We start from the raw sequence: 26642 nt of genomic DNA, 5'->3' as shown, positions 1-26642 counted from the left end.
TCGCAAAGAGGCTTGGAAATGCTCTCCTCCCCCTTTTATTGATAGAATGAGACTTTTAGGTTGCGACACCGTCAGGTTTGTGGCGGCTCTTAAATATTTGGACATCTAGCCTCCTCCGCAAAATTAACAGCAGCCGAAAGACCGACTTTTCTATCCGACTTGTGCTTGCAAATGGATCTGAACAAAAATCATTCACGGTAAAGGATCAGCTATTACTCGTTCATGCCTCTGTGAATTTTGTCGCTTTTGACTAAAGCGGAAGGGCAACTATTGAGAATGCTTCAGCCAAGCCATCGGGATTCGGTCCAACCTTTCCCCACACATATCGCGTGTTTGCCAGAGAACGGATTACACCAGGCTGCAAGTAGAACCTGTCAGCCTGAGTCACGTGGGCGTTAATGCTTTCTGTCTTGACGTCTATGAAAGCAGAAATTTCGGTGAACGCGTTTGGCCTGAATTCGGTCGTGGTAGATGAAATGGTCTCGTAATGCATGATTTGCGGTAACGCATCCATGGAAAGCGCAGCATCGGTGACGCAACTTGAGATGCTGACGTGCACCTGATGATTGTCGTTGATGGAGTGGACATAAATCCTGTCAGGCCTTAATCTGGCGAGAATCCTGCCGAAGATCTTCGTTACTTCAGCGCCGGGTTGATTCAGCTTTTCTACAGGAATGTCCAAAATCTCCAGCTGGAATCCGATAGTTTCGGCCGCCTTGTATGCTTCATCCCTCCGCACCTGCGGGTCCCCTCTCACTCCTCCAAGCGTGCATAACAAACCATGGGTGCTATCGCCCCTCTGCTTATGCATGGACATAGTACCGCCGCAGCCGATTTCGATATCGTCCGGGTGTGCACCCACGGCCAGAATCTTCATTTTCCCTGCGGAATTCTTCATGTCAGAAATCGCGGCCGTCTGAAATGATTCTTCGAAGGAGTTGCCATTGAGCACCAAGCGCTGGCTCTGAAACACCTCCCTCTCGGCGTGCTGCGGAGCAGGTCTTCCCTCGTATAGTCGACGAAAGTACAATGCGTCATGCCCGCGGTGGGTTCCAGCTGACAGTCGCTCGAAATTGAGGCAGATTACATTCTTTTCAGGACCTCGCACGGGGATTACCTGTCTGGAAGGCGACTTCGCGGCGGGCGGGTAATGCAGCACGTTCGGAACCTTTCTAAATGCCAGCAGAGAGCTCTTGGCTGCGACCAGATGGCGTCGGTCAGCATGGACCGCTGAAGGTATTATCGCCAAATCAAATTCAGTGGCTTTATTGCCTGATTGACCAGCGCCAGAAGAAGCAGATGCGGCTGACTCCAGTGTCTTGACGTTTTGCTGCGTAACAGCCCGGTAATCAAAGTTGCCAGCAATTGAAACGGTTAAGGAGCCAGGCCGCAGGGCCATTAATTCTGCTGTCTCGAGGAACCTCTGCCTTTGAGAAGGAGCCCCGATAAAGACCATCGTAACAGAGTTTCCGGCCTCGGAAAGTCTTGCAAGCGTTCTCTTGCATGACTCCACATCCTTCGGGGCGCAAAATACTACAACAACATTGCGGCTGGTCATCCCTCCGAGGCTCCTGATGGACAGTCAGCGATTAACCTCTTGAGGGAGCCGACAGACATGTTGTGCTCTTGTCAGTGGGTGCGGGATTGGTTCTTGAGGTAGTTGGACTCGGCAAGCCTCGAGGCAATCTTGGTTATTATCGACTCAAGGCTCTCGGTTTCCGTATTTACCGTCAATTCAGGGTTTAGTGGCGGCTCATACTTATCTTGAAGGCCTGTTAAATCCTTGATTTCGCCAGCAAGCGCCTTCTTGTAGAGGCCTTTCGGGTCGCGTTTGATGCACGTTTCAAGCGACGCTTGAACGTGCACCTCAAAGAAATTATTTCCAATCTCGCGCCTGGCGAAATCTCGCAGGTCCCTGTAGGGGGATATCAAAGACACGATACACGCGATGCCGTTTCTTGAAAGAAGTTTGCACAAATAAACAACCCGTCGCCCGTGAAGCTCCCTGTCCTGCTTCGTAAATCCTAGATCCGGGCTCAGCTGGCTTCTTACCACGTCCCCGTCAAGGAGCTCAACTCTGTAGCCCGCTTCAAGCAGCTTTGGATGCAGCGCTTTGGCAATAGTAGTCTTACCGGCTCCCGGAATGCCGGTGAGCCAGATAACTACAGCGCCTGTTCGGTCGACTGCTTTGTCCATGCCAATACCTCTTTTGGAACCTTACCTTTCATATCGGAAGGGGTGTCTTTTATTCCCATACTGTGAAGAATAATTGGCGCAACGTCATAGATACTAAACCTGCGAAGCGAGTCGTAGCCGGAAATACTCTCGCCTGGGGCGTTGCTGTTTGACTCTTGCGCGTTTCGGACCGAACTCTGCTGGCTTTGGATTCTCTTCTCGGCTCTCTTGTCATACAAAAGGAAAATGCCGTCCATCCAGTGAACCGAGTCATCCGGACCCGTGTCATTTTCAGATAGATAAAGGCTATTGTGGCCTATTGTTCCTGCGGAGCGCCAAAACAGGTTGTCGAAATAAATCATGAGATCGGGCTTTTGGCCGTTACACTGGTCATACAATTGCTCGGGATAAAACACTCTATTGTCAAATTTTTCGCCCCCCGGCCCTGAAATGCGGAGAAGCTTTTCCTTAAGTTCCTCGCGTATCTTGGCATAATCATTCATTGAAACGATGCCTTTGGGCTCGCGGCCTTTGAGGTTGAGAAAGATCCTCGCGTAATAGCCTCCCCAACCCCAGGCGACAGTCTTTTCCCAGTCTACGATGTCTACCTTTTCGATGTCTGTAACTGTCTTTGGATATTCTTTGAGGACCAGATATCCTTCCTTTATGAGCCACTCGTTAATGCAGAACGCGCCCTGCATAGCGGCTGTCCCGTGGTCAGAAACGACAAGAACGTAAGTATCGTCATCGACTAAGGAGACAAGCTCCCCAATCTTCTGGTCAAGATGCTTGTAATAATCTGGAATTACGCTTTCATACTTGTTCCCTTGAACGTACTTTGGATGTTGCTTGTCATAGTACTTCCAGAACATGTGATGCAGCCTGTCGACTCCAATCTCGACAAACATCGTGTAATCCCAGTCCTTGGACTTCATCAGGTACTTGATAACCTCTATGCGCTTGTCGGTCATTTCGTATAATTTCTTCAGAATGCTGTCCCTGTCGTCCGTCCTGAACTGAACGTCAAACAGGTAATTACCTGAGCCATTCATCAGATCCCGTATCTCCTGCGAAAGCGACGGGGGGTAAGTAAATTCTGTGGCATCGCGAGGAGTGAGGAAGCATGAAACAAGGTTTCCGTTGACGGCAATAGGGGGATATGTTGGAGGCACGCCCACAAGACAAGCCTTCTTGCCATACTTCGCAAGTATGTCCCACACTCTGTTTTCTTTGACTGACTGGGAGTTTGCAATCCATCCGTCGCTGTATGACGAGCCCTTGCGGTGGCGAAAGCCGTAAATGCCCAGCCTGCCCGGTGTCTTGCTTGACATCATGACCATCCAGGCCGGAACTGTAATCGGGGGGTGGCAGCTTTCAAGGACTGCGAAAAGGCCCCGGTCTAACATTTTGCCTAGGTTCGGCAGGTTCTTTGCAAGTGACAGGAACAGCTCGGCGGGGACCGAATCAAGGCCGATCACGAGCATCTTGCGCTGGGCGCTCAATACTTGGCTGACTCCCTTGCTAAGACGGCTCCATCCTTAAGCAGAAGATTACAGTTCAATAACAAATGCACTCCTGACAACTTGAGAGGAATAACACTCCTGGCGCTATCGTATTAAAACCTAATTGTGTAGAAGGTTCCAAAAGCGGGACCATGTCTGGCATTACGCCCCTGCCTTGGGCTCCTCGGCGAGATTGCCTTCAGCAGCGCTATCGTCAAACTCTGCCGATGCGGATTTCCTGTTAATGTCCTCCTCCTGAAGTTTCTGGATTTCTTCTGCGGTGAGTTCAAAGCCTCTAAATCCCGACTTTATTATTTCAAGCGACTGGGGCCCATGGTTGAATATCAGGTCGATGACCGACATATTTGATGCGAATCCCAGCTTCATGTAAAGTTGGGTGTAGACGGGGTGCTCGTATTTGTTATACAACAACCGAATGCCGTTACTAGACAATAGTCCAGCGTCAAGATATCTTACCCCCCGAATACCTGAAATATACGAGTCGGCCCCAACGTGCTTGCATATCTCGACCACCGATTGCGTCTTTGACTCCTTAAGTCCCCAGTCATGAGTGACTGCGATCTTTGAATGGATTCCAAGCATCTGGAAAATCGCCTGTATGAAAGCAACATTGTACTCGTAGAGGTGCTCGTAGCCTCTGCGGTAAATCTCTTCAAAAATTCCAAAATATTTGTCAAAGTGAGGCGACCTAGAATAATTTCTCCTGATGTTTAGAATATGGAGGTCGGCCCAGGATTTTGAGCCCTGCCGATGGGTGGATACCCTTACTTTAAAAATAGGTTCGCCGAACTGCCTTGCGACTGGAACGGTGAGCCATTGGGCCCCGTGAGGAGTCTTGATCCTGTTCCTGTTCTGAAAGCCGTTGTCCCGGTACTGGACGTGGTCGGCTATAACAAATACGTCGCACAGCGCGGCTTTGTTGAAGAAACCAAGCCAGGGCAGAAAATCAGGCTGATGTATTGTGGCTATCAAAACCGTCGCTCACTTTTTTGTTCAGGGGTCAGTTGTTGATGGTCTCTGCAAGTGAGTTGCAGACAATCTGAACGTCATCGTCTGTCATGTAGGGGTTTATTGGAAGGGTGAGCTGATGCTTCATAACCTCCTCTCCGACCGGGCACAAGCCTGGCTTGTAGCCAAGCTCCGCATAAAGCGGCTGCAGATGACACAGGGTGGGATACAGAATTCCTGCGTCTGTCATGAACTTTTGGCGCATTGTAGCCCGCACCTTGTTTCTGTCCATCTTGTCGTCCAGGACAACTATAAACTTCCAATGCGAGCTGTTGAGCCCATCAAAGGGCTTCAGTGGTTTGACGCCTGCGATGGGACGCAGATGCTTTCGGTATGATTCAGCAATCAATCTCCTCTGTTCAAGCTGCCTGTCGAGTTTGTTCAGTTGCGAGATCCCGATTGCCGCCGTAACTTCGCTCATCATCCAGTCGTAGCCGTACTTGTCGAATACCTCTATCTGGCCCTCTCCGCCAATTCCGCCCTGGTGCCTAAGTGCCTCGGCAAAATTTCGCAATTTTTCGTCGTCCGTTGTAAGAATCCCTCCTGTCCCAGTGCTTAGGATTTTGGTGGCAAACAGGCTGAAGCATCCTGCCATCCCGACCGAGCCGACTTTGCGTGATCCATAGCTTGCTCCATGGGCGTGGGAAGCGTCTTCGAAAAGTTGGATGTTGTTATCAGAGCAGATTTCTTTTAGTTCGTCAATGCCCGGCTGAGGAAGTCCGGCGAGATGGACAAGCATGATGGCCTTTGTTTTTGACCCTATCTTTCTCTTGACGTCCTCAATATCCATGCAAAAACTCTGCGGGTCGACGTCGCCAAAGACCGGCTTGCCTCCGGCCGCAAGGACTGAGTTGGGACAGGCAATGAAAGTGTTCGTTGGAACAATAACTTCTGCGTCTCGTATGTCAATGTATCTTAACACGATTTCAAGCGCTGCAGTCGCGCTGCTAACGGCTACGGAGTATTTGGTGCCGATATATCTGCTAAAGGAATCTTCAAACTCTTTGTTGTAAGGGCCAAGAACGAGCCGCTTGCTCTTTAGAATCTTTCTTACTTCGCCGAGAATCTCTTCAATATCTTTATCGTCGAAAAATGGGGCCGAACTTGGGATCTTTTTTAGAACCTTGGTATCGGGCCGAGACTGGCTAGCCATACCATCCAATTTTTGGCTAATTTTTCTGTTAGTATCTTCCATATGAATCATTAATGGATCGTATTGTTTTACTTAAGCCTTCCTGCAGTCCAATTGGCCTGTACTGGAGCAAGTTCCTTGCTCTGGTGATGTCGAGACTAAACCTCGCCCTCGGCTCCTTGATGTAAACAAGTTCGGAACCAGAGTTGCACAGCTTTACTATGCTGCTGCACAAATCATAGAGAGATACTTCCTCACCGCTTCCTATGTTGAAGACACCAAACGGTTGAGTCTGGGTGGCTGCTGCAACATTTGCATCAGCCGCGTCGCCAACATAGACAAAATCGCTGGTAATATCGCCCATTATCTGAATTGGCTTGTTTTCCCTGGCGTTCATAATTGCGCTGTAGACTATTGCCTTTTCAGTTCCGGGGCCGTAGATTCTTGAGTACCTTAGAATCGTCCCCGCAATCCCGTACCTGCCTGAATAGTACTCTACAAGCGATTCTGCCTGAGCTTTGCTTAGGTCGTAAAAATCGTAAGGCCGTATCCTGTGCTTTTCGTCGACAGGCAGATAGTCGGGCAAGGCTTGACCCTGCGCCAGACCATATACCGCGATGGTGGAGCTGTATACAACCCTTGGGATCCTGTGCGTGCGGCAGCACTCTAGGATGTTCAGCGTTGAACTGTGGTTTCCGTCAAAGTAGATATGGGCGTCAGCGGCGCCTTTTTTGAACGTCTGCCCCGCAAGATGGATGACGCAGTCTATCTTCTCAACCGCATCAAACACCTTCGCAGTCTGGTTCCTGTCCCCGAGGTCGCATACAATTGCATTTATTTTTGTACCGTCGTTCCGAACGGATCCAGGACGCGGTCCGGATCGTGAAACACCGGTAATGGTGTGTCCTGCAGCCGCCAACCTTTCGGCAGTCAGCCTGCCAACAAAGCCGGTGGATCCGGTTAGCAGAATGTGCATTTCGAAGGGCCGGCCGGGGAGGCAAAGCTCCGTCCCATTGCATCCAACGAATGTCCAATTGGAGCGATAGGAGTTGGATCTCTAAGAAGCATTTGGGAAAAGCCACATTGCATATAGCACAGCACTACCGTCCAGACTCGTCTTCTTCTCTCTTTATCAGGTCGGCTTTGTGCGAGAGTCTGTTTTGTTCGCGCAGAGCTGCCGGCTCTGACTCTTCGATAGATGCAAGTATTGCTCTGTTTCTCTTGCGACGAATCGTAAAGAATATTGCAGCCAAAATCGCGAGCGCGGCGACGATTGCGACGTAAAGGAAGGGGATGCCTCCATAATACAACAGATAGTTTGGACCGGGTGCCACGCTGTACGGAAGATTGATGTCTTGGACGAAGGTCTTGTTATTCTGGTTCCAACTGAACTCTAGCGTAGACAGCTGAGTGCCTTTGTTCACGTATTGGTCCACATCAACCATAAAGACTGCTTCTATCTGCTGGCCGGTCGCGACGTTGCCGGGATTGACTACGTCCCCAACTGTAACTACATCGCTATTTTTGACTCCTGAAACCGTGTTGCCTCCGAGGAATTTGGCAGTCACCGAATCCGCCGTTGCATCGCCTACGTTCTTTATGGAGACTTTAATAGGAACATTGGATGCGCCTGGGTATAGCGCCGAATCATCAAGACTCAGAACTTCAAAAGCGGCTTTTGGCGACACCACAAAATTGACTGGCAGCTGGGCGGTGCCTCCCGGATACTTGAGGTTGACCGTAAAGGGATAAGCTCTTGAGGTGGTGTTGGCCGAAATGTCAAAGACGAACGATGCCACTGAGTCTGAACCCGGAAGAATCTTGCCAAGGTAGCTGCTGGTGGAGTTGCCCCAGGACGGAGTAAAGCCTGCCGGGATCGCGAGGGTAGAGCTAACGTCGTTTGCAATAACATAACCCGAGTTTGTCACGTCAACGTCCATTTTGACCGTCGTATCTCCTGCATAAGACACAGATGGCACTAATGCAACTGATTTCAGGGTGAACGCAGGGCTGCCACTGAAGGTTAGCCCTATCTGCTGCGTCTGGTGAACGGTGTTCCCTCCGGCGGTGTAACTTATGCCCAGGCTCAAAAGCGAGACGTCTGTCGCTTGCGCCGAGGTGTATATCTGCATCTCGACCTTCTTGGTCTCGTCAACTGAAAGCGTTCCCACGTAAATTGGGCTGTAGACAGGTGTGAACTGAGTCGACGATTGGGGGGTAATCAGCAAATCATGAACGGCCAGATCGCCTGTGTTCGTGACTACTATGTCAACCGGGCTCACCACACCTGCCTTCAATGCCGATGCTGAAGTCGTGATTGAAACTATGCTTGAGGGAGATATCACTATCGGGAGAGAAATGTCCTTTGAATAGACGTTAATCTTGTCAGTAAAAGTGGTATTCATGTTTAGATTATACGGTCCAACGGTTGCGTCAGGTCGAACGCTCAGAAAGAATACCGCATCAGTAGTCTGGCCGACATCCAGCCTTGCAATCTTCGATGATCGGAGGACCGCAGTCGCTGTTACTTGGCCTGATTTTGAGTAAAATGGTTCAATCAACTTAAGGGCCGCATCAATATTGTAGACTGGTAAATTGCCTGTGTTTGCCAGGACGACGTGAAGCGGTACATCGGTATCGCCTGGGCGTAATTGAATCTGTGAAGTCTTGTTATCTCCAAGGTAAATCGAATCACTACTTACGTCTGCCACGAGATTGTTTCCAACAGTAACCGTACCAGTAATTGAATCGCTTCCACCGTTTGTCGATGAAAAAACGATAGAAATGCTATTTGAGCCGGCAGTAAGCGCCGTCAGGTGCCACTGCACAAGGGTGTCCGCCCCAGGCTTCACAGATGGAAGGTTCTGCGTAACATTTCCGATTACTTGCAGTCCTAAAGGCACGGTGATTTGCGCGATAATGTTTTCGGCAGGCCCGAGCCCGGAGTTTCTAATTTTGGCGCTCACGATGAAATTCGAGTTTGGTATCAGGTTCCCGGGGATGTTAAGTTCAGTGATGGAAACGCTCTTGATAGAGCCAACGCTTACTGTAATGGTAAGCGAGTTTGAAGTTTGAACGCCCGTGCTAGTGTCAATCGAATAAACTGTAAATGTTATCGGAAAGGATCCGGATGTACTCGCACTTGCGATCCATTGGACAGTTTTGGTCGATCCGCCAGAGGTGGTACCTAGGTCATAAATGACGGAAGGGGAAATGCTTAGCTGGGCTGGCACAGAGATCGCAACCTGAATTCTGTTGTTGCCGCCAACGTTGCTCTGCAAGACACTCACGTCCGCGGCAATGGTAAAGTTCTTGCCGGGCGTCAAATTGGGGTCTATCCTGATATCTGAAATGTAAGAGCCACCGGTCGAAGCGGCCTGAGCATACGCCCTGGGAACGGCTCCCCCGGACTCGTTGCTGGCTGACCACCTGAAAATCGTGCCCGCAGACGCTGACAAAACGGATAAGCAAAGGGAACCCACAAGTGCCAGCGAAACAAGGTCTTGCAGAATTTTTCGAGCCAACGGTTCATCACTTTTTACGTTCGTAGAGGACTCGTACTGGCTCGGTCAGATGTAGCCAAGCCCTCTCAGGTCTTCTTCGAGTTCTTTAGTCTCAGATTCCGAAAAGACTGCCGAGTTGGCGGCTGACGCGTGTTCCATTATGGATTTCTCCAAGAGAGAAGTGATAAATGATTCAATTTCGTTGTCCTTCAGGCTGAATTCCCTTACGAGAGAGCTGATGGTATTTGCAGGAACATTTATGGAAAACAAGCTCTGACCCTTGGCTTGTTGAAAATCTTGAGTCTTTACCTCTATCATTTTTGCAGACGATAATTCTGACGCGGATTATATAAGTAGTATGTTCCAAATAGCGAGGGGTTCTACAAAAGCTATCTGTTAACGATAGCACGGATAAACAAAAATACCCTCCGAGCATAGAGCGTGCAGTTTGAATCGAGTTGCTCTCATAGGCCTTGATGCCGCCGTGCCTAGCATAGTCCGAAACTACATGGCCGCAGGCCTTCTCCCTAATATGAGGCGGCTGGCAGAGGAGGGCGCTTGGTCCGAAATTACACCCGTTTTTCCCACCCATACTGCCGCTAACTGGAATACTGTTTCCACAGGGGCATACCCGTCAACTCATGGCGTTACCGACATGGTCGTCAAAATGCCTGGACGGCCGCTCACCGAAATAGTTAGCGGATTTTACTCGACGCTATGCCAGGCAGAGCAGATATGGAAGACCGCGGAAAGGCATCACCTCAAGGTTCTGCTCATGAAATACATCGGCTCGTGGCCTCCGTCTCTCACCGACGGATTTCAGGTTGAGGGGTTTGGCGCTCCTGGCGGACCTGGCTCGAGACCTTGGGGCTCATCGCCGCTTGCAATCTCAAACAGCAGCTGCTACTCAACTACCCCTTTGGAAAATGGAACCGTCATCGCCTTTTCTCCCTACTCTGGTTCACGCGGCATGCAAATTCCGGACGGCTTCGAAGCGCGCTTTCAGACCCAGTTCACGATAGGACCCGCTCCGGGCATAAAGTGCGAATGCATAGCCGGTTCTGCAGACTCCCGCAATGACCAAAAGTTACTTTTGATGCTTGAATCCGCCCAAGGAATGAGCTCGCCCGCGGCCCTTGTGCTCTCCAAGGGTCAGACCTCTGGCTGGATAGTCGCTGATTTTATCAGTGGAGGAAAACAGGTGCAGGGAGCCTTCAGGTTCACACTAATTGACATTGCGAGTTCAGGCGAGCTGCCGAGCGTGCGTCTGTTTGTGTCGCAGGTATTTCCAACCGAGGGCTGGACGTTCCCGCATGAGCTGGCAAAGGAACTCGTACCGCGGTTCGGTCCGTTTCTCGAGTCGATCAGCCACTTTCCGTACGTATTCGGATGGATCGACGAGGATACTTACCTTGCCGACGCCAAGTACCAGTCAACCTGGATGGCAGCCGCCACGTCGTACCTCATGTCAAAGCGTGACTGGCATCTGTATATGACGCAGTGGCATGGAATAGACAACACGCAGCACGCCTTTCTGAGGTTTGACAAGTCAGTCCTCACCCAGAGCGAAGCGGAGACCTGCGATACCGTCATGAAGCGAACTTACCAGCTTGCGGATGATTTTGTGGGGCACATCCATAGGGCTGCCCAGTCTTCGGCAGCCGAAAAACCTTCAAAAACGGATGGCAAGGATGAGGTTTACACCATTGTCATGTCAGACCACGGGCATGTAATGGGCAAAAGGAGGTTCTTTATCAACGGATATCTTTACCAAAAGGGATTGATACACCTGAAGAGGGACGAGTCGACGAGAAAGATCTCGATAGACTGGTCAAAGACGAAGGCATTTGCGCAGGGAATGGTCCACGTTTACGTCAACCTGAAGGGCAGGGATCCAGACGGATGCGTATCTCCCGGAAAGGAATACGAGGATCTGGTAGAGCAGCTTATTGACATGCTGTATGATATCCGCGACCCCGTCTCGAGAATCAGACCAATTGCGCTGGCCCTGAGCAACAAGAATGCTGAATTCATTGGGCTTAACGGAAGCAGGAGCGGCGACGTCGTGGTCGCAGCTTATCCCTCATTTGCCTTGGACAACCGTGTTACCACAAAGGATGAGCTTTTTGAGGACCTGAAGGTAAAGTTCAGGGATGCCAGCATCCATGGCTCGCAGCTGCCTTCAGTGAACCTGGGCGAGCGAGGTACGACTGATGCCATGTTTATCGCACATGGTCCCTGCATAAAGAAAGGCTATCAGAGGGAACGACCACTGAGAATGATAGACATCGCGCCCACGATAAGCCATTTGCTTGGAATTGACGCCCCGCGGAACTCCGAAGGCGTGCCGATAACCGACATCCTGACCTAGTGTGTCAACTTGACGACAGACGGATCTTTAAGTTGATAGAAAATTACCCCCATTTGCGGATGGCAAACAGCGACACAGACTTCGCTCTGCAAAATAGGATGAGTGCTTCTAACCAGGCTCGCCCTTCCAAGAGCCCGCACATGATTATTGATAATCACACCCGAAGGCGAATCGAACTGTATTTAGCGGCCAGGATTTCAGAACTTGACCGGGACATCGTTTCAAACCTGCATTCCCGCAAGCCGGATTACGAGTGGGGCAAGCGCATGGGACGAATGCTGGAATGCAAGCGCATGCTCGAATGGTTGGACGCCAGCAAAAATCATTCGGTGACTGCTATGGGTGCCAGCATAGTCGAGTAAATGTCGCGGCACGTATGGCCCCTGCCCAACATGGTAGCGCTTAGGCATCTGAACTCGTCTAATTTTAGGAGGCCGAATTAAAATTGCACGTATTGCAAACCTTAAACGTCTGGCCGTCCAGGTGGTCAAAGTGCGTACCACAAGTGCGACACGTGTGGTGGATGTCTTGATATCCGTCAGGCGCGGTAAAGCTGTTGGCATCCAAATCTTGAGACTTGCAGGATATGCACCTGCAGCCACAGGTTATCATTGACGGCGTCCGCTTCGTGCCAACAGAATAAGAGTTTATTCTATTCCGAAGACCGGAAGCGACAAGTCCGGAGAGGCGTCGAGCTCTTCCCAATCGATGAACTTTTCCTTCGGAATGACCTGGGCTAGCGGGTCGTACGAGTCAAAAACTGTACCGTTTAGTACAGAGGTAACTAGGTGAACCTGTGACTCTCCCAAAGAGCCGGCGGTAGTCATCGACACTGAAGCACTGCTAGAGTCTGAAAGCGCAGCGCGGACCCTGCCGACCAGGACACTTAGATTGTCAAGCGACAACTTTGAATTTCCGGCATGAGTCACATGAATAACAGCCCTGCCAACGGAACCGTGTTCTGATAATTGGGGGTAAAGGGCAGCTAACGATGCTTCCAGGGATGATCCAAGGTTGTTGTTGGGTGTTGTACCGGTAGTAACTATGCCAATACCGCCGCTTGAGCGACCGCCTCGCAAAACGTGTACAGCACTGTCGTGAACGGCCTGGTTTATAGCAGCATAACACTGCTCAAGCGAGTGTTGAGGGTTGTTCTGAAGATATGCATTGTTGTCAACAATTATCAACGAGTCCGATGCGTCCTGAATTCGACGCAGGGCCACGCCAGATGCAAAGATTTTGTCATGCTCAAATCCAAAGGGCATGATAACAATAGAAACAACCTTGCATCCTTTTTCCTTAGCCACACGGCAAACAAGAGGCCCAATTCCGACCCCTCCTCTGCCTGCGAGGTTGGCGACCATAAAGACCGTTTTGACTTCTCTCAGCTTGGTCGCAATCTCTGAGAGATGGGCCGATGCCAAGGAGCGAAGTTTTGGGGCTGACGGGTTTGCCCATCCCCTGCGTGCAATGTGGACGCAATTTTCTATCTCGGACAGGTGGTCTGCTTCGTACACCATCTCCAAGTGCTCGCAGCCACAAGACCTAGCAACGCCTGACGCAATTTTACCTCCCACGTGTCCGATGCCAAGAATTAATGCCGGTTCCCGAATTTCAAATTCCTCTGCCAACGCCCCGTCCCCGTCAGCCTGTATTAATTTCAAGTTAAAAAGCTTTGGCGATTAAAGGGGCGCTCATCTCAGGTGTAATAACTTTGAGCAGATCTAGGTAACTCTGCCCCGGAGAACCAGTGGCGTGTAGTCGCTAATCCTCACATCGACAAACTTTCCCAACTTTATTCCCAATGGTGGATTCTCTAGAACTACAGGCTTGTACGCCAAGTTCCTGCCCTGGACATGATGGTCGTCAATCTCGTCAATTATTATCCTGCCTGCCCACCCAAGCCAGCCTGAGTTTCTTCTTGTCATCAGTTCTCTGGCGAGGGCATGGGCCTCTACGGTCCGCCTTTTTATCTCGGATGAATCTGCTCTGGGACGCATCTTTGCGGCGCTAGTGCCGGGCCTGGCACTGAAGCGGGAGATGTTGATTATGTCCGGTTCGCTTTGTCGGAGCAAGTCTAGTGTAAGTTCAAAGTCTCGGGTGGTTTCGGAGGGAAACCCGACAATAATGTCTGTTGCTATTGTGGTTTCCGGAATGCTTGATCGGAACGCGGCTGCTGTTTTTAGGAAGGTCTCGGCAGTATGCCCGCGCTTCATTTTCTTCAAAACCGAATCGCTGCCGCTCTGGACTGGAACGTGAAGAAACTTGAAAATTCTGTCATTTCTAAATGCCTCGATTAATCTTTTCTGGATGGGGGGAAGGTACATCGGATTTAGCATGCCCACCCTCACCATAAACTCTGAAGTGCCCGATGCTGGCCTCTCTGGCTTTATGCGAGAGCATCTGACTACAAGGTCCGCAAGGTCCGTGCCAATGTCTCGCCCATAGCAACCGTTATCCGTGGAAGTGAGCCATATCTCTCTGCAACCCTCAGCAATCTCCCGCTCGATTTGGTCGCATATATCAATGGGCCGGTAGCTTCGCAGCTCCCCTTTTGCCAATTTCGTCTGACAAAAGCTGCACTCACTCAGGCATCCGCTTGCGATCTCGACAATTGCGACGGCCTCGTTGAGCCTCACTTTGGGCAGACCGAGCTTGGCGCCCGCGGGGCCATCAAGTGCAGTAGTTATTGAGCCCGCAAGTGCCCGGTCGACTATTTCTGCTGTTCTTTCAATCGAATCCGGACCCATCAGTGAGGCTTGAGGAGATATTCTCCCCACGAGCCGCTCGTCGGCCTTGGGCAAACATCCCGCGACTATCAGGGGTTTCTGCAATCCTGCAAGCCGCTTTATCCTGTGGACCATACGGTGTTCGGTCCTGTCCTTGACTGAACATGTCACGATAATGCTAAGTGCTGACTCGGACACATTAGCCGCCATTCCATAACCGGCCTCCTTTAGAATGCCCTTTATCATTTCAAAATCTGCAGTGCTGGCTGAACAACCATATCCTTCAACCCAAATTTTCGGTTTGGAACCTCTCAGCCTTGGAATTGATTCAATGAGCAGAGGTTTTAGGCTGGGATTGGTCAAAGGTTGGTTACCTGATTCTTACTTCGAATAAATACTAACCTTGAGGGAGTACTGGAAGAACCTGTTTACGGACCCTCCGACCAACTAGCCAGTGACAGCAACGTAAGAATCAACCAGACCCGAATCGACTACTCCCTGGACGACAAAAGGCTTATTGTCAGATAGCAGGATGTCCATCGCGACCGCGCTGTACGGGATGTCGAATTTTTCAATAGTCTCGGGCGCTTCTGAATCGAAGGACTTTGAGCATACTCCATCAATACACCTGAAACCAAGGACTCTGTTTATCTTCCTGCTACCTGAGCCGGCGGCCCTGCCCCCCGCCGATCCACTTGATTCCTCCACCATCAAGACGAAGATGTCATTCGAACCCCTGCCGGACAGGTTCACATCATGGCGCGCAACAACTAGCTTGCGCTGTGAAAGCGTCAGGATCGTTTCAATTGAGTCAACTGCCAACACGTCCTCCCCATTGTTTTGACTATAAATTTGATTGTCAGACAAAACGGCTTTTCAGAGGACAACCATGGGAGCTGCGCGAAGGACAAAAATTGATATATCTACAAACGAACACCTGCTAGACATGGTAAAAACCGAGTCCTCTCCTCAGGTTCTTGCGCCTGGAATGAAAGCACCGGCGTTTAATCTAAAGGGCGTTGACGGCACCTTGCATTCACTTTCTGAATTTAAGAGCAAGACTAGTCTGGTTGTGTTTATTTGCAATCACTGTCCCTATGTCAAGGCTCGGATAGGCGATCTCGTCACTCTTCAGTCGAAATTCAAACCATCGGAGTTGCAGGTTATTGGTATCAACAGCAACGATCCGAACTACAAGGATGAGGGGTTTGACAACATGGTAAAGTTCTCAAAGCAGTATAACCTCAACTTTCCGTATCTTATTGATGATACACAGTCTGTTGCCCGGGCCTACGGAGCGGTTTGCACGCCAGATCCATTCTTATTTTACGACGGCAAATTAGCGTTTCACGGTAAGATTAACGATGCCCTGGAGCCGGAGGCAAAGCCCAAGGTCCCTGTAATGGAAAATAACGTTAGGAAGCTACTGCGGGGAGAAAGACTCGAAAAGGAGTTCGACCCGTCAATTGGCTGTTCAATCAAGTGGAAAGAGCAGTAGGGACGGACCGAGAGGCGGAATTATCCGTACTGATAGATAACGCCTTTCTCTCCTCTTGGATGATGCCATTCAGTGCCCTTTGAACACGTGCCGCATTCAACACACGCTTCGTGTTGAAGGGTAACCTTGCCGTCCGGCTCCTGGCTGTAACAAGCGGTCGGGCAGAGGACGACCATCTTTTTGATAAATTCGGACTGCGGGTCGGTTACCAGAATATGAGATTTCCTGTCATCGTCGTACGATAGCCTCGCAATCCTGTCCGCCAATGAGGGTATAGTAGGCTGATACGTCGCATCAACACTCCTGCCCATTTTCTCTGCGATTTCCATTGGCACCTGGACGTATGTGTCCACAGACTCGACAAGAGGTAGCAGCCGGTCGTAGCCGAGAATGTTGGCAAGACCAACCGCGAGCCCGCGCAGAGTGCTTGAGGACATTAGCCTGAAGATCATTCCGTACCTCTGTCCTACGATGTCTTTGGGAACCCCACGCGTGGCTTCAAGGAAGATCTTGAGATAGTCCTTGTCAATTTCTCTCATGTCGTGTGTAAAGGGGCTCTCCTCAATAGACTGGCTATAGTGCTCCCCCATTGACTTGCCGAAATCGTTCCTGTCTAGAGCTCGAGAAATTGCATTAGCAGCTCTTACTGCGTCGTCGATGCCGACGTTCAGACCTTCAATGCGTGGGCCGATAAACACGCCCCTTCCCGCGGCATCGCCGATAAAGAGAACATTGTCATGATAGGGCTTTTTCATCATACAGCGCTTGCCATCAGGAACCAGTTTTGCCGAGTATTCAAGCTCGACGTAATCGCTAACAAATTTGGTCGAATACTTGGATTCGAGGTCGGATCTTATCGAATCAAGCCTAGCCTTTAGCTCCTCTCTCGTTTTGTATTTTCCTGATTCTATCATCTTTTGCGAGCCTGTCGGAGAGTAGTAAGCGTCCCGCAGCTCGGTCCAGTTCTTGACCATTTTGCTTACTGCAAACCGGGTGCGCAGCTGTTCCTCCTTTGGCAGGTCCTTATCCACTTCTGACTTGACAGGCACCTCGTCTCGAAGCAGCTCGGACACTACGGGATTTCTTATTAGGGCGTCAACAAGCGCGGACGGCTGGGCGGGATTTTCCATAAGTGAATCCATATGGTAAACAGCACCGACAGATAGGGTGCTTCGGTTGGTGTATACAAAACCGCCGCCGATGTGATTTAACGTAACGTCACCTGCAAACAGGTGGGCGGCTCCTTCTTCAGGTCCAATCCCGAAGCGCTCCTCGATTATCTGCTCTGGCATTTTGACGATAACCTTGACCCCTTGATACAGCTCTGTCTGCGAAAACTTTTCTCTGGCGCCAGTCATTACAGCCGTCTCGGAATTAACGCCGTCGGCAGCAATCACTGCCTTGCACCTGAAGGGTTCGAGCTCGTCGGTTTCTATAATCATTCTTGAGCCTTCTGCCGCAGCTTCTGGTTTTACTGACCTTACGTGGACTCCCGAGACTATGCCCCCGCCAAACTTTTGGGCGCTTTCTTCGGCAACGACTGAGAGCCACGAAATCAATTTGTTAAGCAGGACCGAGCAACCATAGTTGGATTGATACTCATGAGCTCGAGTAAGATCGATTGAATAATCCTTGTTGCCCGAGGTGGCGTGGAGTATGTACTTGGTGATCTTGCGCTCATAGGGAGCCTCCGCAAGAAAAGAACTGCCAAATACATCTTCTGCATTGAAGACCTTGCCATGGCGTGGCTTTTTTGAATACAGGATGCCTCCCGATACGTTTTTTGTCCCTGTGTCCTTCCCCGCTTCGATAAGAACTGCCTGGCGGCCAAGATTGGCTAGCTGCTTTAGCGCAGCAAGACCTGCAGTTCCGCCTCCGATAATTGCCGCATCAAAATCCTCCATTAGCGCTTCTTCACCTCGACTGCAGCTGGCTTTACGATACGCAATTGCTCTATTAGAGCTGGAAGCACGTCTTCCATCCTGCCTTTTATGAAAATGTCACATTCGTCCTTCATCGGACAATCCTCGTCAGGATTAATCGCTATCACAAATCCCGCTTCTTTCATGCCGACTATATGCTGCATTGCACCACTAATACCAATCGCAATATACAATGCAGGCGCAACTTTTCTGCCGCTTGTGCCGATAACTCTGTCAGCAATCATGTACGTCGACGATTCTCTTTCATTTACCGGAAACGGCTTTTTCGATATCGGGAGAGAGACGCCGATTTCAGCGCCGATAACTTGAGCAAGAGACTCAATCAATTGGATGTTTTCCTCGGGTGCATCCTTTATCCCGCGGCCAAAGCTCACAATTGATTTCTTGCCATCAAACTGGACTGCACTTTGGATTAGCTGCCTGCTTAAGGTCTTTACCTTGAGGTCGCCGGGCTCCAGCTTTGGTTGAAAGTCAATAACCATCCCCTTTCTGCCTTCATTGCGTTCAAGCGGCTCGAACACTCCGGGGATAATGCTGCAGGCCTGGGGGTGAAACTCTCGGGGATTTGCCGGGTTCCGGTTGTCTAGGCAGAGTATCGTGGTCCAAAGAAAACCAGAAAAGTCCGGCCTGTACATTTCAAGCGTTTTTTCATACTTTAGGTTAAGGCCTTTGGTCTTGTGCTCGTGCTTTATGTCTAGATCCTCGATTACGAGTTTGTTTATGTCGGAAGCGAGGCCGGAGTCGAGGCTAGCCAGAACGGTCGATGAAAGATGCCTTCCGATGCTGTCAGCCGCAAAAAACATGTACCGAGGTTTCAGGAAATCGGCCGAGCCCGGGGAGTACTGCTTGACGAGCGCCGCATCCGTTGCAATCTGGTTCAGTACTTTAGTGTCTATCAGGCTTTGCGCGTGAGTTAGTTCCGGCGAGTCAGCATAAATTACCACGTCCGCTCCATAGAAGATCAATTCATCACAAAGGGGACGAATCTGGTTCCCGAGGACTACTGCCACCACTTTTTCGTCTGAAGAATACTTGGAGTTAAAGCCGTCCATCAGGCGCCTTGCCTCGCCTAACATCTCCAAGCTCACGGGTACGGGTTGGCCGTCCTCATGCTCAATAACCACATACAGGTGTTCGTATTTCGCGCCTTCTTGTGTCATTTCACATCGCCTCCGAGAACTTGATAGATTTTTTCGGCGACTCCGCGAATTGACGCAGCGTCAGAACCGTCAATGACCTGCGCCTTGCGACTGGCCATTGCCTTTGGTATCTTTTCCACTTTGTATACAATTGTCGGGGAACCGGGAAGGCCGACCTTCTTTGGGTCGACGCCTAGCTGCTGCACATTAAAAACGGTCAAGTATTTCTTGTAATCCCGCGCTCGCTCCCGCGCCTCTTTCAGGTACTTCTGCTCTGCAAGGCGTTCGCTTACCTTGTGGAAAAATGGCTTGTATGAGGGATCAAGCGCTAGGAAAGCAGGAAGGGGTGATTCGACCTCCTCGATTACGTCGTGGAAGCCCTGTAGTGAAATAAGCCGTTTGGCCCGGATAAGCCGTTTTTCGGGATCAAGGTCATAGTCAATCACGTTGCCGAGAAATGAATAGCCCAGCTTCCATGCTGTCTGGGGACCGGTCTGCCCTGTTTCCCCGTCTGACGCCCTGTGGCCGGAAAAAACGATGTCTGCCTTTCCTATAGTGGCCTTCTCGACCCCGGTCTTTAACACCTCGGCTGTGGCGAGGGTGTCTGCGCCCGCAAAAAGCCTATCGCTGTACAGGTGCAATTCATCGGCATCGCAAATCATCTGGGCCTGCTGGAGCGCCGAGTCTGCAATCGGAGGACCCATAGTACCTACCATTACCTTGGCTCCGAATTTCACCTTACCGTAAAAGGCGGCTGAACATGCCACTGCGCTATGAGGTCCAAGAATGCTCTTGGTTTCCGCACGGTTAAGTGTGCCGTCTGCATTGTAGCTGACATTGCCCTCAGAAAAATCAGGCTCGAGTTTCACCAGTACTCCAAACTTTAGGGGATCCAAGAAATTCACCTTTTACTGCCATGTGATGCCTTTAAATGGCTTTTGTAACAACCGGCTGAAGGGACCTGAGTTTTTCGTATTCTGACCGCATCCTATTGTAGAATCCTGTCATCTTGGGCGGAAGCATCGTGTACGCGATGTAAAAATCCTCTGCCTCGCGCAGATAGCGCCTGATTTTTGCATGCCCCGGAATCTTGCTGATAAATGCCATATTGTTCAGTCTGTCCGCGAGCTTTATGACCTTGATATCATAATCTGCCTCGTATAGCATTTCGGCGTACGACTGGAACCTTGCGGTTTCTTGTTCGGAAGTCGTCTGGCCCTGAAAGTTGTCCAACGATGGAATCTTTAGCCGGCTTGCAATTTCCTGGATTTTACCACCGAACCTGTATGAAATGTATGCATCAAAGCCGTAGGACTTTGAATGGAATAAATCGAGAATTCTTTCATCGTCCTCCATAATGTCGTGGAGTATGGCTGCAACTATCTCGACACTCGTAATTGTTCGGTTGTTTGTCCGGTAGTGTGTAACGACATCAATTGCGACTGGCCAAGTATGCGACTCCAAGAATGGGGAGCTGCCGTCTTCGCGCAACAGCCCGGCGTGGACTTCTTCGGCAAGCTCGATGGCACCATTGATCAAGCTGTCGATCCTGATCTTTGCATCGTGCTCCAGAAACCGTATGAAACCCTCCCTGGTTGTCTGCGCATATGGATTGTGCATCTATTGTGCTAATGCAGTGAGGTACAAGAAAAGAGTTGCTGAGACTGTCGGGAAATCCACTCCTGTCCTAGCATGTGCAAAGCATTCGATTTCTCCGTCCGGAAGACTTGATAATGCCTCCATAAGCAATAATGGTGGGTTCGGCCTGGTGAGCGTGACTCCTGCAGAAATAAGAAAGCGCTTGGAACAGAACTGGATCCGCCTATTGGCGGAGCAGGCCCTGAAAATTCCGTCGGAGCCGGTCCAGGGCTCAAGCCCTCCTTCTGTTTTTGTTGGTCGGTTTGGCTATCCGAAGGTTCGAGTCGGCCCCATGCTTCCTACGGAGTCCGGCGATACATCGCTCCTTGACACTCCAGAAATGTGGACTGGCAAATCCATTGACGAAATCGCAACGTACAGGCTTAGTCTCATCAGAGGGACCCGGGAAGTGAAGGTCAACGAGACAGAAGGGCGGTACATTGAGACATTGCAGGACTTGGCTATGAGTCAAAGGCCTGCAGATAGTGACGTCGTCCTTGACAAAAAGCCCGCTACTTTCCTGGCTCTCGAAGAGAGCGACGCGGTCCTCAATACCGCGGCAGCTCCGTTTGGGCCCTCCGCGCCACTAAAGCAGTTGACAGTCTCCCCGACCCCTGCGGATTCCCGAATCGAGTCAGTCTATTACGACGGCGACATGAACGCGACCGACGCTGTTGTCCGCCTCTACCGTCGCGGATTACAGGTGAGCAGCATATCCCGCATAATTAGCATGGGCATGCTGGGGGCACGAAAAAAAAGAAAGCTCGTGCCGACGAGGTGGGCAATCACAGCGACCGATGACATGATTTCTAAAGAACTCATCGCGGCTATCCACGACAGTCCGTCGATAGACTGCTACGAAGTTACATCGTTTAATCATCTCGAAAATACTTATTCCGTTATCCTAATTCCAAGCGAGGTCTGGTCATTCGAGTTGGTCGAATCTTGGTTTGGCCCAGACGGCAAAGCCGTATCCGCCTCGGACTTCGAGTCTGCAAACGGGCTCAAGCATTACCCCAGCACCGCGGGAGCATACTTTGCTGCGAGACTTGCCGTGGCCGAGCATCTAGGCAGAACAGGTCGCAAGTCAGCCGCACTGGTCTTGCGGGAAATTCATGCCGGCTACGTAATGCCGATGGGAGTCTGGCAGGTCAGGGAGGGAGTTCGCCAGGCATTGAAATTTTCGCCGGAAACCTTTGGGTCTATTGAAGAAGCCATATCCAGCGCAACATCCCGTCATTCAATGTCGGCCAAGGAAATTGCTATGTTGAGCAAGTTATTTTCAGAGTTGAAAACTCAGACGCGTATCAGCAGCTTCTTTGGCTAGCTCTAGGCAGCGGCCTCTGCATTTTTTAGCGACAAAAGGGTGATATACCTGCCAAGCGAATTTTTGCATTATGAGCGAGACGTTGCCCGACGGTGTGAAACACCTTGTTATAATAAAACACGTAGACAAGCCAATCAAAGTTACCGATGAAGCAAAGAAAGAGCTTCAGGCATCGGGGCTGATGGACGACAAGGGTAAACTGAAGATCAAGGGCGTGAGCCCAAAGATGCTGAAGAGGATGAAGGAAGAAGCAGTCGACTGCCCTGTTCTGGGCAAAGAAATTGGGTTTCTTCAGTGCTATGTTTGCCGCAATTTTTTCAGCAGACCCGTCGGAAAGGTATTCTGCAAAGGCGAGCCTCTCTAGGCTGTCAAAGAACAAGCTTCATAATATGCACTGCCAGGGGGGTTTCTGTTGACATCTCAATCCCACGACGTGGGCATCACTGTCAAAAAGGATGAAGATTTTAGCGAATGGTATACTCAGGTCGTTCTAAAGGCCGGTCTTGTTGACTACGCCCCTGTCAAGGGCTTTGTGATCCTCCGGCCTTATGGTTATTCGATTTGGGAGACAATTCGGGACATGCTTGACAGAAAATTCAAAGAGACTGGACACCAGAACGGCTTTCTTCCGGTCTTAATCCCGGAAAGTCTCTTGGCCAAGGAGGAGGATCATTTTAGCGGCTTTACGCCGGAAGTATTCTGGGTCACTCAGGCAGGAAATAACCAACTGAGCGAAAGGCTGGCCCTTAGGCCGACCTCAGAGACGCTGGCCTATTCCGTTTTTGCCAAATGGATCACAAGCTACAGGGATCTTCCTCTAAAGATAAACTTCTGGAACACGGCACTTCGTGCAGAAATAAAGGCTACCAAACCCTTCGTAAGGACCTCTGAATTTCTGTGGCAGGAAGGCCATACGGTTCATGAAACAAAGGAGCAGGCTGAAAAGGAGGTTCGCGACATACTTGAAATCTATATGCAACTGATCGAAGGCATTCTCGCCGTGCCGGGGATCGCAGGATTCAAGTCTGACAGGGAAAAGTTTGTGGGGGCGGACTACACCACCACGATAGAGGGCCTCATGCCTGACGGAAAAGCCCTGCAGATGGGTACCTCGCACCTTCTGGGCCAGAACTTTTCTAGACCTTTTGAGATAAAGTATCTTGGCAAGGATACAAAGGAACACTTTGCATGGCAGACATCATGGGGCGTTTCTTGGAGGCTAATCGGGGCAATCGTGATGGTCCACGGTGACGACAAAGGTCTTATTCTTCCGCCTCGTGTAGCGCCTATCCAGGTGGTCATTGTACCAATCCACCGCGACAAAGATGCAGCAAAGGTCAAAGAATACGCAAGGCAAGTAGCAGCAGAGCTCACTGCTCACGGACTTCGCGCGCATGTGGACGAGCGCGACGAGTATACTTCAGGATGGAAATTCAACGAGTGGGAGCTCAAGGGCGTGCCCCTGAGAATCAACATTGGTCCCAGGGACATTGAGAAGAATCAGGCCGAGTTTGTAAGACGGGATAGCAGGGAAAAGACCGTGGTCGAGCGCAGCCAAGTCCCGGGCCACGCGCAGCGAATCCTTGAGGTCATTCAGGCTGGCATGCTAGAGCGGGCAAGGAGCTTTCGCGATGCACACACCTTTTCCCCCGAATCGTATGACAGATTCAAGAGCAGCATAGAGCAGGGCGGATTTGTGCGGGTCTTCTGGTGCGGCAGACAGGACTGCGAGGTTCGAATCAAGGAAGACACGGGAGCGGATATCAGAGTACTACCATTTGTGCAAGAATCGGCCACTCTGAGTAAATGCATTTTGTGCAACGGCGAGGCCCGCAAGACAGCTCTCTTTGCCCGGGCATATTAATTTCCCGGCGTATGTCGCTTCAGTCTGTCGCCCTTCTGTCCGAATCCAAGCCCCTCTTTAGCTCGATGTCCACATAGTCTTCGTTGTTGCCCGTAACGCAGTCGGTCGAGACCATTGTGAGACTCTGAAATCTAAGTTCGCCTGACGGGATCTGGCCTGCTTTTTGCAACTCAGCCAGTCTCTCCGCGATGGCTGCCTGGTGATCAGCGCAAACCACGCCTACCAAGAACTCCCCTGAATCTGCAGATATCGAGACTGCAAATGAGGGCGTTTGTGGACACCTCTGAGAACCGTTCGACGCGGTGCAGCGATATGGCAGGGACACGATCCTCGTTTTCCCGCTTGCAATATAAAACTTGATTCTTTACGCGGATACTCCGCAAAAAGGGCTAATTTCGGTGGCTTTGGGGCAGACTTCAGGGCCAACTTTTGTCAAAGCCTACAGTAAGTGCGGCGAGAAATACGAGGACGGAGGACTAGTATAGTAGGGCGATGGGCCGATAGTGGGTATTGGCTTGTACATCCTGCCAAGGCTGTGCGGTGCAGCTTGGGTGCGTCTAACTTTCACTTTAGGATTCAGCGCCCCAGTCGGCCAACGAACCCTTTCCACCTGATTAGAACTGGAGAGTCCCTCCGCTGTTTTGTTCTATTGGATCAATTCACTGATCATATATAGAACAATCTGGCACCTACTGCGAATATGAAATATCGTAGTCGGACAGATATCGTTTCGCAAATACTCCAGACAGGAAATGGTGGGACGACAAAAACTCGCATTATGTATAGTGCTTACTTGTCATACGCTCAGCTAAAAGAATATCTCAGTATGCTCACTGAAAATGGACTGATAGAGCATTCAAAACCTGAAAACAAATACCGAACCACTGCAAAGGGACTGCAGTTCCTAGAAGCGTATGGAAAACTCAACGACCTGACTGTTGGCCCGCTTGTAGCGCAAAAGGATTAGCCGGTCTTTTTGCAAAATACTGCAGCCGCGCGGCCATATGGCTTTAACTGGCCTACCACGGACTGCAGCAGGTTTCATTGCATAACCCTGTTCTTTCGAACAGTAGTTAGCTTCTGTGGCTCATGGTATTTACGCCCTTGAGGACATACTTCGCGGTTAGTAATGCTATATCGAATGCTTGACTGTTGCAACACGCTAATCTCGCCATGAGAATAGCTAGCGTGGGTAAAGGTCCCATCGCAGGGTACTTGCCATGAGGCGGCTTGACTTCTGTAATTCAGGACCACGTGCCGGCTTTGTTGATCTGCACTCCAAGTTCGGCCTGGCAACCAATGACCTATAAGCGACGGGCGCGTATTGTGTACCATGTCAGAAGAAGCAGGTCTAGATGCCCTTACAAGGTTGTTCAAAAGAGAAATGATAAAACTTTCTACCGTTAACAACCAATTACTAGGCGACATCAAGGCTGTCTTGCAGCAGAATCAGTCATTACTCCAACAAAATCAAGTGCTTCTCGACCAGATGGGACAAAATATCGAGAAGTTGAAAAGCAACAGCTATTAGAAAAATAGCTCGCAGGCTGAAGGTTATTTGACGGTCTCATTCTCCAATCAATGGCTGTTATCGAGCTTACTGCGCTCAAACCTTGCCATTGCTGACCTTGGCCTTGCCGCCAAATGCCCGTGCAACAAATGTGACCATGAGGCACGAATAGCATGCGTTGAAATTGATTGTGAGTGCTGCAACCTTGAATGCTCATACTCGCTGCTAACAAGGAGAAGTTTTGGTTAGGAAATGGCAGCACAAAGCCGAGCCAAACCATAACACCACACCAACAGGTTTAACGTGCCTGCAGCTAATCAATAGCGGCTGCTCAAGGCTGAATCAGTTATGGACAGAAAGAAGGCCAAGTTTCATCGTCGCAGCCGCTCACTTCAAGCAACAGAATCAAGCCACAGCAATCCTTTGGCAGTAGTCTTGTAGATTACTCCCCCTCGCCTGCATTCCAAAAGGCCGTCTAGTACAAGCGACTGTATGTAGTCTGCGGCTTGAGCATGTGAAAGAGCTGCTATGTGCATAAGCTCGAGCCTGCCAACCTCCTTAACAGCTGCACTTAGAATGTCCCTGATTATCTTATTGCTGTTTCTTTCCTCAGGCATTGACAAATCTTGACCAAGCACGCAGCTATTGAATAAAACACTTTTGGACGCAGTTTTCAATTATGGACTCGGCTTAAGAACATGATTGAGGATGCTATTGCACCAGTAAACAGCAGGTTATCGGCTTTCAAATCTCACAGCCTACCTTTCTTATTAGTCACAAAACCGTGCACGGACAATTTCTTTATCTCTCCTTATGAGAAGCTCATTTGTTCGCGGCTGCGCGTCAGAGAGTCAACTCTATATCGAGATGTCGGCAAATGCTCATGCTTGGCGACGCCGCTAATAATCATCAGCCAGGTCGCTGGCCCCCCGGTAACTGCCTTATGGCTTGATTGCCTGCACGGCGATAGTCATACGGAAATACGGACCAGTTCGACGTGATGAAATGACCGCCATGCGGGGCCTCCCAACTTTAAGCTCCTGCTCATTCAACCGCGCCGCCGGAAACTTGCTCTTAGGCGTGCCCATTCTTAGACCAATTAAAACCAGCAAAACTTGATTTATAAATCGGTAAGGAAGAGCAACAACGAGCAACCAGAATGGGTAGCAGAAGACGTAAGACTATTGTACGCCCATCGGGGCGCGCGCGGCGAGTCGACGGACGTTGTCCCAAGTGCACGACAATTGTAAAGTTTAACGTATCAGGTCAAGTCGGCGACGAA

25 protein-coding genes are annotated in these 26642 nt (G+C 50.4%); 8 read left to right on the top strand and 17 right to left on the bottom strand.

All coding sequences use genetic code 11. The annotated features are described in order from the left end of the window. Nucleotides 1-250: 250 nt before the first annotated feature. From ABI361_02540 to ABI361_02505, 8 genes are all read right to left on the bottom strand, one after another. On the bottom strand, nucleotides 251-1558 hold the full coding sequence (locus ABI361_02540; GenBank protein MEO9319530.1) for a PIG-L deacetylase family protein: 1308 nt from the start codon (nucleotides 1556-1558) through the stop codon (nucleotides 251-253). A gap of 71 nt (nucleotides 1559-1629) precedes the next feature. Further along, nucleotides 1630-2196: an adenylyl-sulfate kinase gene (gene cysC, locus ABI361_02535; GenBank protein ID MEO9319529.1), complete on the bottom strand. Its 567-nt coding sequence runs from the start codon at nucleotides 2194-2196 to the stop codon at nucleotides 1630-1632. Continuing rightward, on the bottom strand, nucleotides 2163-3677 hold the full coding sequence (locus ABI361_02530; protein MEO9319528.1) for an alkaline phosphatase family protein: 1515 nt from the start codon (nucleotides 3675-3677) through the stop codon (nucleotides 2163-2165). The genes cysC and ABI361_02530 overlap by 34 nt, the downstream gene beginning before the upstream one ends. 162 nt (nucleotides 3678-3839) lie before the next feature. Next, nucleotides 3840-4670 carry a WbqC family protein gene (locus ABI361_02525; GenBank protein ID MEO9319527.1) on the bottom strand — a complete coding sequence of 277 codons (831 nt, stop codon included), beginning with the start codon at nucleotides 4668-4670 and terminating at the stop codon, nucleotides 3840-3842. Nucleotides 4671-4698: 28 nt separating this feature from the next. Then, nucleotides 4699-5859: a DegT/DnrJ/EryC1/StrS family aminotransferase gene (locus ABI361_02520; protein MEO9319526.1), complete on the bottom strand. Its 1161-nt coding sequence runs from the start codon at nucleotides 5857-5859 to the stop codon at nucleotides 4699-4701. Between the two features lie 28 nt (nucleotides 5860-5887). Next, nucleotides 5888-6814, bottom strand: coding sequence for an NAD(P)-dependent oxidoreductase (locus ABI361_02515; GenBank protein MEO9319525.1), 927 nt, complete (start codon nucleotides 6812-6814; stop codon nucleotides 5888-5890). Nucleotides 6815-6938: 124 nt separating this feature from the next. Beyond that, complete coding sequence (locus ABI361_02510) at nucleotides 6939-9362, bottom strand: hypothetical protein (protein MEO9319524.1); 2424 nt, start codon at nucleotides 9360-9362, stop codon at nucleotides 6939-6941. A gap of 45 nt (nucleotides 9363-9407) precedes the next feature. After that, on the bottom strand, nucleotides 9408-9659 hold the full coding sequence (locus ABI361_02505) for a hypothetical protein (protein MEO9319523.1): 252 nt from the start codon (nucleotides 9657-9659) through the stop codon (nucleotides 9408-9410). 130 nt (nucleotides 9660-9789) lie between these two features. On the opposite strand from ABI361_02505, the gene ABI361_02500 reads away from it, so the two are divergent. Further along, the gene (locus ABI361_02500) at nucleotides 9790-11712 is read left to right on the top strand and encodes an alkaline phosphatase family protein (protein ID MEO9319522.1); all 1923 of its coding nucleotides are present in this window, start codon (nucleotides 9790-9792) and stop codon (nucleotides 11710-11712) included. Nucleotides 11713-11771: 59 nt separating this feature from the next. After that, nucleotides 11772-12074: a hypothetical protein gene (locus tag ABI361_02495; GenBank protein ID MEO9319521.1), complete on the top strand. Its 303-nt coding sequence runs from the start codon at nucleotides 11772-11774 to the stop codon at nucleotides 12072-12074. 285 nt (nucleotides 12075-12359) lie between these two features. On the opposite strand, the gene ABI361_02490 is transcribed toward ABI361_02495, so the two are convergent. The 3 genes from ABI361_02490 to ABI361_02480 form a co-directional block, all read right to left on the bottom strand. Then, on the bottom strand, nucleotides 12360-13376 hold the full coding sequence (locus ABI361_02490) for a hypothetical protein (protein MEO9319520.1): 1017 nt from the start codon (nucleotides 13374-13376) through the stop codon (nucleotides 12360-12362). A 60-nt stretch (nucleotides 13377-13436) separates the two neighbouring features. Further along, nucleotides 13437-14804, bottom strand: coding sequence for a tRNA (N(6)-L-threonylcarbamoyladenosine(37)-C(2))-methylthiotransferase (locus tag ABI361_02485; protein MEO9319519.1), 1368 nt, complete (start codon nucleotides 14802-14804; stop codon nucleotides 13437-13439). Between the two features lie 84 nt (nucleotides 14805-14888). After that, nucleotides 14889-15263 (bottom strand): hypothetical protein, encoded by a 375-nt coding sequence (locus tag ABI361_02480; protein ID MEO9319518.1) that lies wholly within the window; start codon nucleotides 15261-15263, stop codon nucleotides 14889-14891. A gap of 67 nt (nucleotides 15264-15330) precedes the next feature. Between ABI361_02480 and ABI361_02475 the strand changes: the two genes are divergently transcribed. Further along, a complete protein-coding gene (locus tag ABI361_02475; protein MEO9319517.1) occupies nucleotides 15331-15939 on the top strand; it encodes a thioredoxin family protein in 609 nt (202 codons plus the stop codon). A 20-nt stretch (nucleotides 15940-15959) separates the two neighbouring features. Here the strand turns inward: ABI361_02475 and ABI361_02470 are convergent, their stop codons facing one another. Genes ABI361_02470 through ABI361_02455 form a run of 4 tightly spaced genes read right to left on the bottom strand, consistent with a single transcriptional unit; the run spans nucleotide 15960 to nucleotide 20641 of the window. Then, nucleotides 15960-17843 (bottom strand): electron transfer flavoprotein, encoded by a 1884-nt coding sequence (locus ABI361_02470; GenBank protein ID MEO9319516.1) that lies wholly within the window; start codon nucleotides 17841-17843, stop codon nucleotides 15960-15962. Then, a complete protein-coding gene (locus ABI361_02465) occupies nucleotides 17843-19042 on the bottom strand; it encodes an electron transfer flavoprotein subunit alpha/FixB family protein (GenBank protein ID MEO9319515.1) in 1200 nt (399 codons plus the stop codon). The genes ABI361_02470 and ABI361_02465 overlap by 1 nt, the downstream gene beginning before the upstream one ends. Then, nucleotides 19039-19917, bottom strand: a complete 879-nt coding sequence (locus ABI361_02460; GenBank protein MEO9319514.1) for an electron transfer flavoprotein subunit beta — start codon at nucleotides 19915-19917, stop codon at nucleotides 19039-19041. The genes ABI361_02465 and ABI361_02460 overlap by 4 nt, the downstream gene beginning before the upstream one ends. A 31-nt stretch (nucleotides 19918-19948) precedes the next feature. Continuing rightward, nucleotides 19949-20641 carry an HD domain-containing protein gene (locus ABI361_02455; GenBank protein MEO9319513.1) on the bottom strand — a complete coding sequence of 231 codons (693 nt, stop codon included), beginning with the start codon at nucleotides 20639-20641 and terminating at the stop codon, nucleotides 19949-19951. Between the two features lie 16 nt (nucleotides 20642-20657). Here ABI361_02455 and ABI361_02450 point away from each other — a divergent pair, with 16 nt between their 5' ends. The 3 genes from ABI361_02450 (at nucleotide 20658) to proS (ending at nucleotide 23850) form a co-directional block, all read left to right on the top strand. Beyond that, a complete protein-coding gene (locus tag ABI361_02450; protein ID MEO9319512.1) occupies nucleotides 20658-21986 on the top strand; it encodes a hypothetical protein in 1329 nt (442 codons plus the stop codon). Nucleotides 21987-22056: 70 nt separating this feature from the next. Further along, nucleotides 22057-22350 carry a hypothetical protein gene (locus ABI361_02445; protein MEO9319511.1) on the top strand — a complete coding sequence of 98 codons (294 nt, stop codon included), beginning with the start codon at nucleotides 22057-22059 and terminating at the stop codon, nucleotides 22348-22350. Nucleotides 22351-22398: 48 nt separating this feature from the next. Further along, nucleotides 22399-23850, top strand: coding sequence for a proline--tRNA ligase (proS, locus tag ABI361_02440; protein ID MEO9319510.1), 1452 nt, complete (start codon nucleotides 22399-22401; stop codon nucleotides 23848-23850). A 19-nt stretch (nucleotides 23851-23869) separates the two neighbouring features. Here proS and ABI361_02435 read toward each other — a convergent pair whose 3' ends face one another. Then, nucleotides 23870-24175, bottom strand: a complete 306-nt coding sequence (locus ABI361_02435) for a hypothetical protein (GenBank protein ID MEO9319509.1) — start codon at nucleotides 24173-24175, stop codon at nucleotides 23870-23872. Between the two features lie 375 nt (nucleotides 24176-24550). Here ABI361_02435 and ABI361_02430 point away from each other — a divergent pair, with 375 nt between their 5' ends. Both ABI361_02430 and ABI361_02425 read left to right on the top strand, forming a co-directional pair. Next, entirely contained in the window at nucleotides 24551-24817 is a 267-nt protein-coding gene (locus ABI361_02430; protein MEO9319508.1) for a winged helix-turn-helix domain-containing protein, read from the top strand. 366 nt (nucleotides 24818-25183) lie between these two features. Further along, nucleotides 25184-25381, top strand: a complete 198-nt coding sequence (locus ABI361_02425; protein MEO9319507.1) for a hypothetical protein — start codon at nucleotides 25184-25186, stop codon at nucleotides 25379-25381. Nucleotides 25382-25752: 371 nt separating this feature from the next. Here the strand turns inward: ABI361_02425 and ABI361_02420 are convergent, their stop codons facing one another. Further along, nucleotides 25753-25977, bottom strand: coding sequence for a winged helix-turn-helix domain-containing protein (locus tag ABI361_02420; protein ID MEO9319506.1), 225 nt, complete (start codon nucleotides 25975-25977; stop codon nucleotides 25753-25755). Nucleotides 25978-26642 lie beyond the last annotated feature (665 nt).

The organism is Nitrososphaera sp., assembly GCA_039938515.1.
In the GTDB taxonomy this organism is placed as follows: domain Archaea; phylum Thermoproteota; class Nitrososphaeria; order Nitrososphaerales; family Nitrososphaeraceae; genus Nitrososphaera.
This window is presented reverse-complemented; position numbering and strand designations above follow the sequence as displayed.

Excerpts from the sequence above, each read along its gene's own strand:
- ABI361_02540 (MEO9319530.1), bottom strand. The coding sequence starts at position 1,558 with ATGACCAGCCGCAATGTTGTTGTAGTATTTTGCGCCCCGAAGGATGTG.
- cysC (MEO9319529.1), bottom strand. The coding sequence starts at position 2,196 with ATGGACAAAGCAGTCGACCGAACAGGCGCTGTAGTTATCTGGCTCACC.
- ABI361_02520 (MEO9319526.1), bottom strand. The coding sequence starts at position 5,859 with ATGGCTAGCCAGTCTCGGCCCGATACCAAGGTTCTAAAAAAGATCCCA.
- ABI361_02515 (MEO9319525.1), bottom strand. The coding sequence starts at position 6,814 with ATGCACATTCTGCTAACCGGATCCACCGGCTTTGTTGGCAGGCTGACT.
- ABI361_02505 (MEO9319523.1), bottom strand. The coding sequence starts at position 9,659 with ATGATAGAGGTAAAGACTCAAGATTTTCAACAAGCCAAGGGTCAGAGC.
- ABI361_02495 (MEO9319521.1), top strand. The coding sequence starts at position 11,772 with ATGGCAAACAGCGACACAGACTTCGCTCTGCAAAATAGGATGAGTGCT.
- ABI361_02475 (MEO9319517.1), top strand. The coding sequence starts at position 15,331 with ATGGGAGCTGCGCGAAGGACAAAAATTGATATATCTACAAACGAACAC.
- ABI361_02470 (MEO9319516.1), bottom strand. The coding sequence starts at position 17,843 with ATGGAGGATTTTGATGCGGCAATTATCGGAGGCGGAACTGCAGGTCTT.
- ABI361_02465 (MEO9319515.1), bottom strand. The coding sequence starts at position 19,042 with ATGACACAAGAAGGCGCGAAATACGAACACCTGTATGTGGTTATTGAG.
- ABI361_02455 (MEO9319513.1), bottom strand. The coding sequence starts at position 20,641 with ATGCACAATCCATATGCGCAGACAACCAGGGAGGGTTTCATACGGTTT.
- ABI361_02445 (MEO9319511.1), top strand. The coding sequence starts at position 22,057 with ATGAGCGAGACGTTGCCCGACGGTGTGAAACACCTTGTTATAATAAAA.
- ABI361_02430 (MEO9319508.1), top strand. The coding sequence starts at position 24,551 with ATGAAATATCGTAGTCGGACAGATATCGTTTCGCAAATACTCCAGACA.
- ABI361_02425 (MEO9319507.1), top strand. The coding sequence starts at position 25,184 with ATGTCAGAAGAAGCAGGTCTAGATGCCCTTACAAGGTTGTTCAAAAGA.
- ABI361_02420 (MEO9319506.1), bottom strand. The coding sequence starts at position 25,977 with ATGCCTGAGGAAAGAAACAGCAATAAGATAATCAGGGACATTCTAAGT.